The sequence below is a fragment of the Sphingobium sp. S6 genome, from assembly GCF_905120495.1.
Lineage (GTDB): Bacteria > Pseudomonadota > Alphaproteobacteria > Sphingomonadales > Sphingomonadaceae > Sphingobium > Sphingobium agri.
Map to the genome: position 1 here is coordinate 660,688 of NZ_CAJHOG010000002.1, position 13,722 is coordinate 674,409.

The 13,722-nt window shown below is 62.9% G+C and carries 8 protein-coding genes; 2 read left to right on the top strand and 6 right to left on the bottom strand.

Going from position 1 to position 13,722, the window contains the following annotated elements:
• Nucleotides 1–6: 6 nt before the first annotated feature.
• Nucleotides 7–2,268: an NADP-dependent malic enzyme gene (locus SPHS8_RS10315; RefSeq protein ID WP_097090580.1), complete on the bottom strand. Its 2,262-nt coding sequence runs from the start codon at nt 2,266–2,268 to the stop codon at nt 7–9.
• Between the two features lie 127 nt (nt 2,269–2,395).
• Here SPHS8_RS10315 and mutS point away from each other — a divergent pair, with 127 nt between their 5' ends.
• Together mutS and SPHS8_RS10325 are read left to right on the top strand one after the other, a co-directional pair.
• Nucleotides 2,396–5,041, top strand: coding sequence for a DNA mismatch repair protein MutS (gene mutS, locus SPHS8_RS10320; protein ID WP_236575078.1), 2,646 nt, complete (start codon nt 2,396–2,398; stop codon nt 5,039–5,041).
• 15 nt (nt 5,042–5,056) lie between these two features.
• The gene (locus SPHS8_RS10325) at nt 5,057–7,819 is read left to right on the top strand and encodes a [protein-PII] uridylyltransferase (RefSeq protein ID WP_201515400.1); all 2,763 of its coding nucleotides are present in this window, start codon (nt 5,057–5,059) and stop codon (nt 7,817–7,819) included.
• Between the two features lie 9 nt (nt 7,820–7,828).
• Here the strand turns inward: SPHS8_RS10325 and SPHS8_RS10330 are convergent, their stop codons facing one another.
• The 5 genes from SPHS8_RS10330 to SPHS8_RS10350 all read right to left on the bottom strand — a co-directional run bounded on the left by SPHS8_RS10330 (nt 7,829) and on the right by SPHS8_RS10350 (nt 13,688).
• On the bottom strand, nt 7,829–8,329 hold the full coding sequence (locus SPHS8_RS10330; protein WP_201515401.1) for a L,D-transpeptidase family protein: 501 nt from the start codon (nt 8,327–8,329) through the stop codon (nt 7,829–7,831).
• On the bottom strand, nt 8,326–9,384 hold the full coding sequence (gene ribA, locus SPHS8_RS10335; RefSeq protein ID WP_201515402.1) for a GTP cyclohydrolase II: 1,059 nt from the start codon (nt 9,382–9,384) through the stop codon (nt 8,326–8,328). The genes SPHS8_RS10330 and ribA overlap by 4 nt, the downstream gene beginning before the upstream one ends.
• A 13-nt stretch (nt 9,385–9,397) precedes the next feature.
• Nucleotides 9,398–10,195: an exodeoxyribonuclease III gene (gene xth / locus SPHS8_RS10340; RefSeq protein ID WP_201515403.1), complete on the bottom strand. Its 798-nt coding sequence runs from the start codon at nt 10,193–10,195 to the stop codon at nt 9,398–9,400.
• 267 nt (nt 10,196–10,462) lie between these two features.
• Nucleotides 10,463–11,101, bottom strand: a complete 639-nt coding sequence (locus SPHS8_RS10345; protein WP_097090574.1) for a LolA family protein — start codon at nt 11,099–11,101, stop codon at nt 10,463–10,465.
• Between the two features lie 265 nt (nt 11,102–11,366).
• A complete protein-coding gene (locus SPHS8_RS10350; RefSeq protein ID WP_201515404.1) occupies nt 11,367–13,688 on the bottom strand; it encodes an FtsK/SpoIIIE family DNA translocase in 2,322 nt (773 codons plus the stop codon).
• Nucleotides 13,689–13,722 lie beyond the last annotated feature (34 nt).

Sequence of the window (13,722 nt, forward strand, 5' to 3'; positions counted from 1 at the left end):
CGGCCCTTAAAGGGCGACGCCCGCCGAAGCCAGCACTGCGAGCGTCAGCAGTTCGGACGCATTGGACGACATGGTGGCGATCTGCACGGACTTCTCCATGCCCACGAGCATAGGTCCGATCATCGTCGTACCACCAAGTTCGCGCAGCAGCTTGGCCGAGATGTTGGCTGACTGGAGGCCCGGCATGACCAGCACATTGGCGGGACCCGACAGACGGCTGAACGGATAATTCTTCATGACCGTAGGATTGAGCGCCGCGTCGGCGGTCATCTCGCCCTCATATTCGAAATCGACATTCCGGCCGTCGAGCACCTTGAGCGCATCACGGACATTTTCCAGATGGCCACCCGGCGGATTGCCGAAGTTGGAATAGGAAAGGAAAGCGACACGCGGGTCATGCCCCATGCGCCGCGCGACGGCGACCGTACCCTCGGCGATATCGGCCAGTTCACTGGCGGAGGGACGCTCATTGACCGTGGTGTCGGCCAGGAACACCGTCTTGTCCTTCGACACCATGATATGAATGCCAAAGGCGGTGCGGCCCACCGCCGGATCCATGACGCGCTTCACTTCGCGCAGCGTCTGCGCGAACGGCCGCGTCACGCCGGTGATCATCGCATCGGCATGGCCCATGCTGACCAGCAAAGCACCGAATATATTGCGATCCCGGTTGACCATACGCTCGCAGTCGCGCCGAAGATGTCCACGCCGCTGCAACCGGCCGTAGAGCGCATCCACCATCTCTGGGACCAGCGGCGAATTGACGCTGTTATGCAGTTCGAAACTTTCCGGATCGCGAACGCCCAGCGCCTTCAGCTTGTCATAGACTTCGTTCCGCCCGACCAGCACGGGGATGCCATAGCCAAGGTCGCGGAACTGGATGGCGGCGCGCAGCACCACCTCCTCTTCCGCTTCGGCGAACACCACGCGCTTGGGGTTGGCTTTCGCCACCTCATAGGCGCTTGTCAGGACCGAAGTCGTGGGATTCAACCGCCCTTTAAGCGACTGGCGATAGGCGGCCATGTCAGAAATCGGCTTTTGCGCGACGCCGCTTTCCATCGCAGCCTGCGCCACGGCCGCCGGAACGACCTCCATCAGGCGCGGGTCGAACGGTGCGGGTATGATGTAATCGGGGCCGAAACTGTGCGACCGGCCATAGGCCTTCGCCACTTCCTCGGGCACCTGCTCGCGCGCGAGTTCCGCGATCGCCTGGGCCGCGGCGACCTTCATCGGCTCGTTGATGCCTGTTGCCCGCACGTCCAGGGCGCCGCGGAAGATGAAGGGGAAGCCAAGCACATTGTTGACCTGGTTCGGATAATCCGAGCGCCCGGTCGCAACGATCGCGTCGGGCCGAACTTCCAGAACCTCGGGCGGGGCGATTTCCGGATCGGGATTGGCCATGGCGAAGATGATCGGCTTTTGCGCCATCGACTTCACCATCTCCTGCGACACGGCGCCCGCGACGGAGAGGCCGAGGAAAACGTCCGCACCCTTGATCGCTTCGCCAAGCGTCCGTGCATCCGTCTTCACCGCATGCGCCGACTTCCACTGGTTCATGCCTTCGGTGCGGCCCTGGTAGATAACGCCCTTGCTGTCGCACATGATGACATTGTCGTGCGCGACGCCGATCGCCTTGATCAGCTCGGTGCAGGAGATGGAGGCGGCCCCCGCCCCGTTCACCACCACCTTCATGTCCTTGAGATCGCGCCCTGTCAGCATCGCCGCGTTGATGACGCCCGCCGCCGCAATGATCGCGGTGCCATGCTGGTCATCGTGAAAGACGGGGATGTTCATCCGTTCTTTCAGCGTCTGTTCGATGATGAAGCATTCGGGTGCCTTGATATCCTCAAGGTTGATCCCGCCGAAGCTCGGCTCCATCAGCTCGACCGCGTCGATGAACTTGTCGACATCTTCGGTCTTGAGCTCGATATCGATCGAGTCGACGTCAGCGAAGCGCTTGAAGAGCACCGCCTTGCCCTCCATCACCGGCTTGGACGCGAGCGCGCCCAGATTGCCAAGGCCAAGGATGGCCGTGCCGTTCGAGATGACGGCGACGAGGTTGCCCTTGGCGGTATAGTCATAGGCGGTTTGCGGATCGGCCGCGATGGCGCGCACCGGAACGGCGACGCCGGGCGAATAGGCGAGGCTGAGGTCGCGCTGGGTCGCCATCGGCTTCGATGCGATGATCTCGATCTTGCCTGGCCTGCCAGTCGAATGGAAAAACAGCGCCTCGCGCTCGGAAAATTCCACGTTCGACTTATCTGCCATGACGCATCCGCCCCTCTTTACCTACTGATGAGGCCCTAGCGGCAAGGCGGACCTGTCGGCAAGCGCACGGCCACCTTTTTTCCACACCCTTTCCTGATCTGCTGCTTGCCGCTATCGCCAAAAGGCCATGCACAGCCCCAAGGATATCGCAGCGAGCCAGCCGACGCCGATGATGGCGCAATATCTGGCGCTGAAGGCGGAGGCGCAGGATTGCCTGCTCTTCTATCGCATGGGCGATTTTTTCGAACTTTTTTTCGACGATGCAAAGGCGGCGGCGGCCACACTGGACATCGCGCTCACCAGCCGGGGGGAACATGGCGGCGCACCGATCCCGATGTGCGGCGTGCCGGTGCACAGCGCGGAAAACTATCTCGCCCGGCTGATCAAGGCAGGGCATCGGGTCGCTATCGCGGAACAGACGGAGACGCCCGCCGAGGCGAAGGCGCGGGGCAGCAAGGCGCTCGTCGCACGCGCTATCGTGCGGTATGTGACGGCGGGCACACTCACAGAGGAGACGCTGCTCGATTCCCGGCGCGACAATATGCTGGTTGCGCTTGCGCAGACAGGTGGTGAAGGCACCGGCGAGATCGGGATTGCCGCCGCCGACATTTCAACAGGTCGGTTCGAGACGCTGACTTTGCGGTCGAGCGATCTTCCGGCAGAGCTGGCACGACTGAGGCCCAGTGAGATCGTACTGCCCGATGGGTTCGATCTCGATCTGCCTGAGGCACATCCATTCGACCGTGCCGCCTTTTCGAGCAACCGGGCGGAGGCAGCGCTCAAGCGGCTCTTTGGTGTCGCCACTCTCGACGGATTCGGTCAGTTCAGCCGGGCGGAGCTTGCCGCGATGGGCGGGCTGATCGCCTATCTCGACCATGCGGGCAAGGGCACCCTGCCCTTCCTGGCTCCCCCCGTGCGAAAGACGAGCGGCGCGCATGTCGCGATTGACGCAGCGACGCGGGAAAGCCTGGAAATCACCGCCACGATGAGCGGCGCGCGGGCCGGGAGCCTGTTGGGGGCGGTGGACAGGACCGTCACGGGCGCAGGCGCGCGTCTGCTCGCACAAGACCTGTCGGCTCCGTTGATGGATCAAGAACTGATCGAGGCCCGGCTTGGACTGGTGCAACTGCTCCATGACGACCCGCTGCTCCGCGATCAGCTGCGTGCTGCGCTGAGGGCGCTTCCCGATATCGGGCGAGCGTTGGGACGGATCGCCGTGGGTCGGGGAAGTCCGCGTGACCTGGGGCAGCTTCGCGACGGCCTGAATGAGGCGCGCATGCTGCGCGAGCGATTGGGCAGACTGGCTGATCAGCCGCTTCTGCTCCGGCAATTATTGCCAGCGCTGGACGGCCATGGAGCGCTGGTCGACAGTCTATCGCGCGCATTGGTGGCCACCCCTCCGACAGAGACGGCCAATGGCGGCTATATCGCCGATGGCTACGACTCGGCACTCGACGAACTGCGGCGGATGGCAGGCGATGGCAGGCGAGCCATCGCGGCCCTGGAAGCCAGCTATCGTGAGCGTACCGGCATCGCATCGCTGAAGATTCGGCATAATGGCGTGCTCGGCTATCATGTCGAAGTCCCCGCCCGATCCGCTGACCCGCTGATGCAGCCGGACAGCGGCTTCACCCATCGCCAGACGCTGGCAGGCGTGGTGCGGTTCAACTCGGTCGACCTGCATGAGCAGGCAGGGCGTGTCGCGCAGGCAGGCGCCCATGCACTGGTGGCCGAAGCGGCCCATCTGGAGGATCTGATCGAGACGGCGCTGGCGCGCAAGGCGGAGATCGCGTCTGCGGCGGACGCGCTCGCCAGGCTGGACGTCGCGGCTGCGCTGGCGGAGCGGGCCGCCGAAGGGGGCTGGCAGCGGCCCCACTTGCTGCCGCAGGATGGCGAAGGACCGTGCCTGCAGATTATCGGCGGCCGTCACCCCGTCGTCGAGGACGCGCTGCGCAAGGAAGGGCAGCCCTTTGTCGCGAATGACTGCTGCCTGGGTGCCGATGATCGGCTTTGGCTGGTTACCGGGCCCAATATGGGCGGCAAATCAACCTTCCTGCGACAAAATGCGCTGATCGTGATATTGGCGCAGGCAGGGAGCTATGTTCCGGCGCAGTCGGCGACGCTGACGTTGGTGGATCGGTTGTTCAGCCGGGTCGGTGCTTCGGACAATCTCGCGCGCGGACGATCGACCTTCATGGTGGAGATGGTCGAAACCGCGGCCATCCTGGCGCAGGCGACCGAGCGCAGCTTCGTCATCCTGGACGAAGTCGGACGCGGCACATCGACCTATGACGGGCTGGCTCTTGCGTGGGCTGTTGTTGAAGCGGTGCATGAGGTCAATCGCTGCCGCTGCCTCTTCGCCACCCATTATCATGAGCTGACGCGATTGGCGGAGACGCTTTCCTCACTGTCCCTCCACCATGTGCGCGCGCGGGAATGGAAAGGCGACCTCATATTGTTGCATGAGGTGGCACCTGGGCCAGCCGATCGCAGCTATGGCCTTGCCGTTGCGCGGCTGGCGGGATTGCCGCCCGCTGTGCTCAAGCGGGCCAAGGATGTGCTGAACAGGTTGGAAGCAGCCCGTGCCAAAACGGGCGGCATTGCCGCGGGGCTTGGCGACCTTCCCCTCTTTGCCGCTGCCGCCGCCCAGGAGGAAGAGAAGGTCGACGCCCTGCGCGCCGCCATCGATCTGATCGATGCCGACGCCCTTTCTCCGCGCGAGGCGCTGGAGCAGCTTTATCACCTGAAACAACTGGCCGCAGCCAGCAGCTGACATTAGATTGAGCCGATGGTCATGCAGTACCCCTCCCTCGGCTCCCGCCGGTCTATCATCGATCGGCGCGCGATTTCAGACCGTATCCACGATCTGTCGCGGGATCACAGGAGTGATCCGGCGAAGCTGCGCGGCCTGATCGTCCGGGAACTGAAGTCAGCCCTCGATGCGGGGCGTCTGGACGTTGCAAGGCGGTTGGAGGCCAAGCCGACGCGCGGGCGGGAGGCTGTGACGGCCTTCGCCTTCCTGATCGATCAGATTTTGCGGCTGCTTTACGACGCGACGACGCATCATCTGTACCCTGCGAGCAATCGCAGTACCGGTGAGCGCATCACGCTGATGGCGGTGGGCGGCTATGGGCGCGGCGAGATGGCGCCGCACAGCGATGTCGACATAGCCTTCATCACGCCATGGAAGCCCACCGGATGGACCGAGCAGGTCATCGAATCGATGCTCTATTCGCTTTGGGACCTGGGGCTGAAGGTCGGGCATTCAAGCCGATCGATCGATGAAACCATGCGCATGGCCAAGGCGGACCTGACTGTTCGCACGGCGGTGCTGGAGGCGCGCTACGTGTGGGGTGACCGCGCGCTATATGAGGAAACCGCCCGGCGCTTCGATGCCGAAGTGATGCAGGGAACCGCCCGCGCGTTCGTCACCGAAAAGCTGGAAGAGCGGGACGAACGGCATAAGCGGATGGGTGACAGCCGCTATGTCGTCGAGCCCAATGTCAAGGAAGGCAAGGGCGGCCTGCGCGACCTCCATACGCTGTTCTGGATCGGCAAATATGTGAACCGGGTGAAGTCCGTTGCCGAACTGGTGGATGTCGGCCTGCTCACTGACCTTGAACTGCGGCAGTTCCAGAAGGCGGAGGACTTCCTGTGGGCCGTGCGGTGCCATCTGCACATGATCACCGGGCGGGCGGAGGACCGTCTGACGTTCGATCTGCAATTGGAAACGGCGACACGAATGCATTTTACCGGGCGGCAAGGCCGATCCGGGGTGGAGCGCTTCATGCGCTACTATTTCCTGAACGCGAAGATCGTCGGCGACCTGACCGCCGTGTTCCTGGCGCATCTCGATGATCAGCTGGGCGCCAAGGGCCGACGCTACATTCCGTCCATTTTCCGCCGTCCAAAGAAGCTGGACGGTTTCGTGCTGGACCGCGGCCGCCTCGCGCTGCCAAGCGGCGACTTCTTCCAGCAGGATCCAGTGCGGCTGCTGGAGATTTTCGCCGTGGCCGATCGTCATGAACTGGCCATTCACCCGAGCGCGATGCGCGCGGCGAGCCGGGATGCGGGCCTTATCACGGCCAAGGTCCGCCGAGATCCCCGCGCCAACGCCGCCTTCATGGACGTGCTGACATCACGCCGCGATCCCGAAACCGTGCTGCGCTGGATGAATGAGTCGAGCGTCTTCGGCCGCTTCATCCCCGATTTTCGGCGCGTCGTCGCACAAATGCAGTTCGACATGTACCATCATTACACGGTCGATGAGCATACCATCCGCGCGGTCGGGCTTCTCGCCCGTGTGGAAAAGGGCGATCTGGAAGAGGATCACCCGCTGTCGACCGAAATCATGGGAAGGCTGCTGTCGCGCCGGGTCCTCTATGTCGCGGTTCTGCTCCACGACATCGCCAAGGGACGGGGAGGCGACCACAGCATATTGGGTGCAGAGGTCGCGGAACGTCTCTGCCCGCGTCTGGGGCTGTCCGCTGCGGAAACCGAGACCGTCGCCTGGCTGGTGCGGCACCATCTGCTGATGTCGGCCACCGCCTTCAAGCGCGACTTGGCGGATTACAAGACGATCCTGGATTTCGTGGAGGTGGTGCAAAGCCCGGAGCGACTGCGCCTCCTCCTTTGCCTCACTGTCGTGGATATCCGCGCCGTCGGGCCTGGCGTATGGAACAGCTGGAAGCGGCAGCTTCTGGGCGACCTGTATGAAGCTGCCGAGGAAGTATTGCGCCTTGGCCACAAGCAAAAGGGACGCAGCGAGCGTGTCACCGCCAAGCAGGAATCGCTGCGAAACGCACTTGGCATGACGAAGGCCGAGTTCCAGAAGCTCAGCAATCGCCTGCCCGAATCCTACTGGATCGCCGAGCCCGATGATATTCTGATCCACAATGCGCAGCATATATTGGCGTCCGGCGACGCGCCGCTGTCGATCGCTGCGCAATATTACCCGCAGCGCGGCGCGACGCTGGTCACCGTCTATGCCGCCGACCATCCCGGCCTGTTCTACCGGATTGCCGGTGCGATTCACCTTGCAGGGGGCAACATCATCGACGCGCGCATCCACACCACGCGGGATGGCGTCGCGATCGACAATTTCCTGGTGCAAGACCCGTTGGGCGGCGCTTTCCACAGCCCGGAGCAGTTAACCCGCATCCGCAATGCGATCGAGGATTCGCTGGCCAACCGTCACCGCATGATCACGAAGCTGGAAGCGCGCCCCCTGTCCCGAACCCGTGCCGAGGCGTTCCGCATCGAACCCAATGTGCTGATCGACAACAAGGCATCCAACCGCTTCACGGTGATCGAGGTCAATGCCCGTGATCGCCCTGCCCTGCTGTTCAGCCTCGCCAACGCGCTCTTTCAGTCGAAGGTCACGGTGCATAGCGCCCATGTCGCCACCTATGGCGAAAGGGCGGTCGACACCTTTTACGTGACGGACCTTCTGGGCGGAAAGATCGAGAGCAAGGCGCGCATCCAGACATTGGAACGGCGGCTGCTGGAGGCTGCGGGCGATCAGGCGGATGAAGCGCTTCAGCAGGCCTGATCGCCGCCGCTAGACGATCTCCACCGTGTCGCCCGGGGCGAGCATCGGCAACAGCTTCAGCATGTCACCGCGATCGATCGCGATGCAGCCAGCGGTCGGACGACCTTCGGAGAGGTGGAGGAAGATGGCACTTCCCTGCCCTGGCACCGGCGGCGCGTCATTGTGGCCGAGTATGACGATGACGTCATAGGCATCATCTTCGCGCAGCAACGACTCGGTTGAAAAAGGCCGTGGCAGATGGACTGGGCGGTTATAGGCGGGATCAGCCGGATCATCGGACCAGCCATCGCCCTCCCTCACCCACCGCCAGGGAAGCTGGATAGCGGTGGGATCAATCTTCCCAGGGCGCAGCAACACGCCACGCAGCGGCCATTCGCCCAAAGGAGTGCAACCATCCCCTTCCCGCTTGTCAGCCGCCGCGCAAACGCCGCTGCGGCCCAGCGTGCATGCGATATCCAACGTACCGAACTGAAGTCGGCCGCTGGCGCTGTCGACTTGGATGACGCTCATAGCTGGTGCCCGGTGCGGTCGCGCTTGGTGGCCAGATATTGTTCGTTATGGGGGTTGGCCGCCAATATGATGGGCAGGCGCTCGGCGACCTTGACGCCGGCTTGCTCCAATCCCTCGACCTTCTTCGGGTTGTTGGTAAGCAGCCTGACCTCATCGATGCCCAACAATTCGAGCATGCGCGCCGCTACGGAAAAGTCCCGCGCATCGATGGCAAAGCCGAGGCGGATATTGGCGTCGACCGTATCGAAGCCCTGATCCTGCAAAGCGTAGGCGCGCAGCTTGTTGATCAGGCCGATGCCGCGCCCCTCCTGCCTGAGATAAAGCAGCACCCCCCAGCGAGAGTCGGCGATCCGGTGCAGCGCCTCATGCAGTTGCGGGCCACAATCGCATTTGAGGCTCCCGAGAACATCGCCCGTCAGGCACTCGCTATGCAGCCGCACCACGGGCGGCGAGTCATCGCGCGTGCCGATGACCAGCGCGACATGCTCGCGCGGCTCGTCAGGACTGCGGAAGGCGATGATCTCGGCCGTTTCACTTGTAGAGACCGGCAACCGGGCGCGCGTTGCGATCGCAAGGTGCGCCGCATCGTCATAAGCGTCGATGTCGGCTGCATCGACTGACGCTTCGCTTGATCCTTCTGATCCAACGAAGAAGGCGGGAAGAATGCCCGCGAGGCGGGCGAGCCTGAGCGTCGCTTTCGCTGCAGCCGGCGCGCCGAGCGGCTTTGCGGCAAATGGTCCCTTCAAGGGTGATGAGAGGTCGAGCACCGGATCGGCAATTGCAGCCGCCACATCGCCATCGATCCAGGGGGCGCGGGCGATCAGCACCGGCATGTCGGGATCAGCCGCCGCCAACTGGTTGGCAAGCTTCAACGTCTCGCCTCTGGCCGCCGCGACCAATATGTCAGCCTTGCCCGAAGGATCGAAAGCCTTCAGCGTCACAGCGTCCGCGCCTTCTACAGCCATGACATGCACGACACCGTCCGCTGCATGGACGCTGATGGCCCAGCCACGACGAAGGGCATCTATTGCACGGGCGGCAGCGCGGGCGTTCATGACAAGAGCCTCATCAGAAGGCGAACTCCGTGATGATCGGAATATGATCCGACGGCTTGACCCAGCTTCGCGCCGGTTCGACGACCCGATGTGAGACGGCCTTGTCAGCGACGTCCTGCGTCATCCACATATGGTCCAGGCGCCGTCCCCGGTCGGACTCCGCCCAGTCGCGCGCGCGGTAGCTCCACCAGGTGTAAAGGCGCTGGGGTGCGGGAAAGAATTTGCGGCCGATGTCCACCCAATTGTTTGAATGCTGCAACCGGCTGAGCAGTTCGCATTCGATCGCCGTATGGCTGACGACGTTCAGCAGTTGCTTGTGGCTCCACACATCGCATTCCATCGGGGCGATATTGAAATCGCCGGTCAGGATGGTCGGCATGTCTTCGAGCTGGGAAGACCACTCGATCATTCGCTCAAGGAAGTCGAGCTTCTGGCCGAACTTCGGATTGACCGTGCGGTCGGGAACATCGCCGCCCGCCGGGACGTAGACATTTTCGATGCGGACCCCATTGTCCAGACGGACGCCGACATGGCGCGCTTCCCCATTGGCTTGCCAGTCCAACCGGTCATCCTCATGGATCGGCACCTTGCTCATGATCGCGACGCCATGGTGCATGCGCTGTCCGTTCAGCACCTGATGAACATAACCCAAGCGCCGGAACATCTCCGTCGGGAATGTCTCGTTCACGACCTTTGTTTCCTGAAGGCAAAGAAGGTCAGGCGCTTCTTCGGTCAGGAAGCGTTCGACGATGTCGATTCGGGCGCGGACGCTGTTGATGTTCCAGGAGGCGATGCTGAGTGTCTTCGGCATGCTGATCCCCTAAGACCCTGTGAAGGCCCGCGCAAGCTTGGGCGCCGCGCCGCATGATCCTGACACAGTAAGACCCCCGCTCCGGGGGCATGGAACGGGGGTCTCGATCGCGCCCTTGAAGCGCTTTGCGGCGGGAGTGACATCCGAGTAACAGGGGGGAAATCCCGGATTTCGTCTCGCGCCGTGGAGTCCTTATTAGGGCTGCGGATATGAGCCCAAGATGAACAGGATTTATCGTATCACCGTCCATCTCACGCCAGACCCGCTTCATCCGCCCGCAGCACGCCCTTTCGGCCGTGGGTCTGTCCAGCGGAACGCAGAATCAGCAACGGGAACGCCGTAACGCTGGTTCGACAGGCGAACCGTCGTGCGGTTATTCTGCGAATCCAGCGCCACCCAGCCATAGAGTTGCAGGCCAGCGGGGCCAGCCGGATCCTTCTGGAAGATCATCGTGATGGTCCCGAACTCGGGCCGCTTGGGATCGCGCGCCTGTACACTGATGACCTTCGGATCGCCGGTCTGGATCAGCTTGCCGAAGCGGGACAGGTCCTTCTTCGGGTCGAGCAAGGCGCCGAGCGGCGAGCTGCCGATCGGCCAGCGCTGTACCTGACGGACCTCATAGTCGATCATGGTCAATGCCTTGCCATCCCCGACGATGAGCAGCGGCACCCCCTTCTGATATTGGAACCGCACCTTGCCCGGTTGCCTGATGGTGAGCTTGCCCGACAATGTCTGACCGGCGCGGTCGGTTTGCACGAAGTCCGCCGTCATGGTCGTGACGCCACGGATATAGGCATTTACCTGCGCCAAGCCGCCCTGCGCCTGCTGCGCTGGTGCGGGCGACGCAGGGATGATCAGGGGCGCGGCGGCCAGAGCCAAGGCGAGGGGCGCAACCAAGCGCTTCATGTATTTTTCTCCGCTTTGTTGAGAAAACAATATGTAAGGGTCAGGCGTTGAACCCATCGTGAACTGATGCGTTCCTGATCACGCGCGCCAATAAGGCCGTTCTGCAGCCGGATGTAAATTCCTGGCAGATCAAAAAAAAGGCTGGTCCGAAGACCAGCCTGGAAAGTTTTAGGAGAGGATGCCTGAAAGGCCCGTCCTTATTGAACGGTCCCGATCATTATCGCAAATGCGTTGAGCATCGCCCCGATTGCGTTTTTCGCAATCGTCAAAGCGGATTGCCATTTTCGTCGCGCAGCACTTCACGGCGTCCGACATGGTTGGGGGCACCGACTAGCCCTTCTTCCTCCATCCGTTCTATGAGGCGCGCGGCCGAGTTATAGCCGATGCGGAGCTGGCGCTGGAGCCAGCTGGTCGATGCCTTCTGATTCTCGAACACCAGCTGACACGCCTTGCGGAACAGCTGAGCGTCGGGGCTGTCATCGCCCAGATCCACCCCATCCAGGGCAAAGCTGCCTTCTTCGGGTTCCTCGGTTACGGCGGCGATATAGTCGGGTTGGCCCTGTGCGCGCCAATGATCGGCGACGACGCGGACCTCATCATCGGACACGAACGGTCCATGGACGCGCATCAGCCCCTTGCCACCATGCATATAGAGCATGTCGCCCTTGCCCAGCAGTTGCTCGGCGCCCTGTTCGCCCAAGATCGTGCGGCTATCGATCTTCGATGTCACGAAGAAGCTGATGCGGGTCGGCAAGTTCGCCTTGATGACGCCGGTGATGACGTCGACCGACGGGCGCTGCGTCGCGAGGATCAGGTGGATGCCCGCAGCACGCGCTTTCTGTGCAAGGCGCTGGATCAGGAATTCCACTTCCTTGCCCGCAGTCATCATCAGGTCGGCAAGTTCATCCACCACCACCACGATCTGGGGCAGCGGCTGGAAGTCGAGCTGCTCTTCCTCGTAGATCGGCTTGCCGGTTTCGGGATCATAGCCGGTCTGGACGCGGCGGCCGAGCGGCTTGCCCTTGGCTTTTGCCGCCCGGACCTTCTCATTGTAATTGGCGAGGTTGCGGACGGATATCGACGCCATCATGCGATAGCGGTCCTCCATCTGCTCGACCGCCCATTTCAGGGCTCGGATCGCCTTGCTCGGCTCGGTAACGACCGGCGACAGCAGATGCGGGATGTCGTCATAGGTCGACAGTTCCAGCATCTTGGGATCGATCATGATGAGGCGCAGCTGATCCGGCGTCATGCGATAGAGCAGCGACAGAATCATGGCGTTGAGACCAACCGACTTACCCGAGCCGGTGGTGCCCGCGATCAGCAGGTGCGGCATGGGGGCGAGGTCGGCGATGATCGGCTCGCCCGATATGTTCTTGCCCAGGATGATCGGCAGGGTGGCGTCCTGCGCGAATTGTTCGGACGTGATCAACTCGCGGAAGGAGACGCCTTCGCGATTGGCGTTAGGCAGTTCGATGCCGATGACGGTGCGGCCGGGGATCGTGGCGACGCGGGCAGACAGCGCGGACATGTTGCGGGCGATGTCGTCAGCCAGCGCGATCACGCGGCTCGCCTTTATGCCGGGCGCGGGTTCCAGCTCGTACATGGTGACGACCGGGCCGGGGCGCACTTCGACGATGTTGCCTTTGACATGGAAGTCATCAAGCACGGATTCGAGCAGGCGCGCATTGCGTTCAAGCGCCGCCTTGTCGATCTTCTGCGCCTGGCCAGCCGGAATCGGGTTGAGCAGATCGGCCGAGGGAAGCGAGCTGTTGCCGAACAGGTCATCCTGAGACACCGGCGCCATTTGCCGTTGGGCGGGCGCAGGTTTGGGAGTCTGGATGGTGATTGGCGGCTTGGGCTCGTTCGACACGGCGCGCCGGGGCGCGATGACGCGTTCCTCTGCACCTTCATCATCATCGTCGGCTTCGGCGGGAGCGTTGCCTGCGAAGGCAAGCGCGGGCTTGGGCAGGCTGAGACGCGGCAGGGTCGGACGGCGCAGCGCTAATATCGGCTTTTCCAGCGCGAGACTGCGATACCAGGTGAAGAAACCGGCGATCAGCATCAAAATGACGAGAATGCCGGTGATCCACCCCTGCGCGGCGGGTGCGGCGGAGGTGAGGCTGCGCACGCCGTTGGCGGTGGCGAGGCCGATGAGGCCGCCCCAACCCGAAGGCAGGTCGATGAGCGAGTCCGGTTGGAACATCGCAAGCGCCATGCCGATGAGGACGATGCCGAGCAGGCATTTGCCGAACTGCCCTTTCCAGCCCGACATGTCCTGATCGCCCCAAAGCCGGCGGGCGGTGATCGCCAGCAGCGGCAGGACAAGGGCGACGGGGACGCCGAGCAGGGTGAAGAGGAAGGCGGAGACCCAAGCGCCGGGCCAGCCCATGATGTTCTGCACCTGATTGTCGGCGACAGTCATCATCGATGGGTCGCTCAGGCGGAAGCTGAGCAGCGCGAGCGCCAGGAACAGGGTAGCCAGCATCAACGCTATCGCGCTGATCAGCGCGCCGCTGCGGATGAGGCTGCGTTTCAGCATTTCGCGCCATTCCGGCGTGCGCTTGGCTCCGCGGCTGACAGCCATGGCTTTCGAATGTCCCCCAAATGTTCCGTTCCGG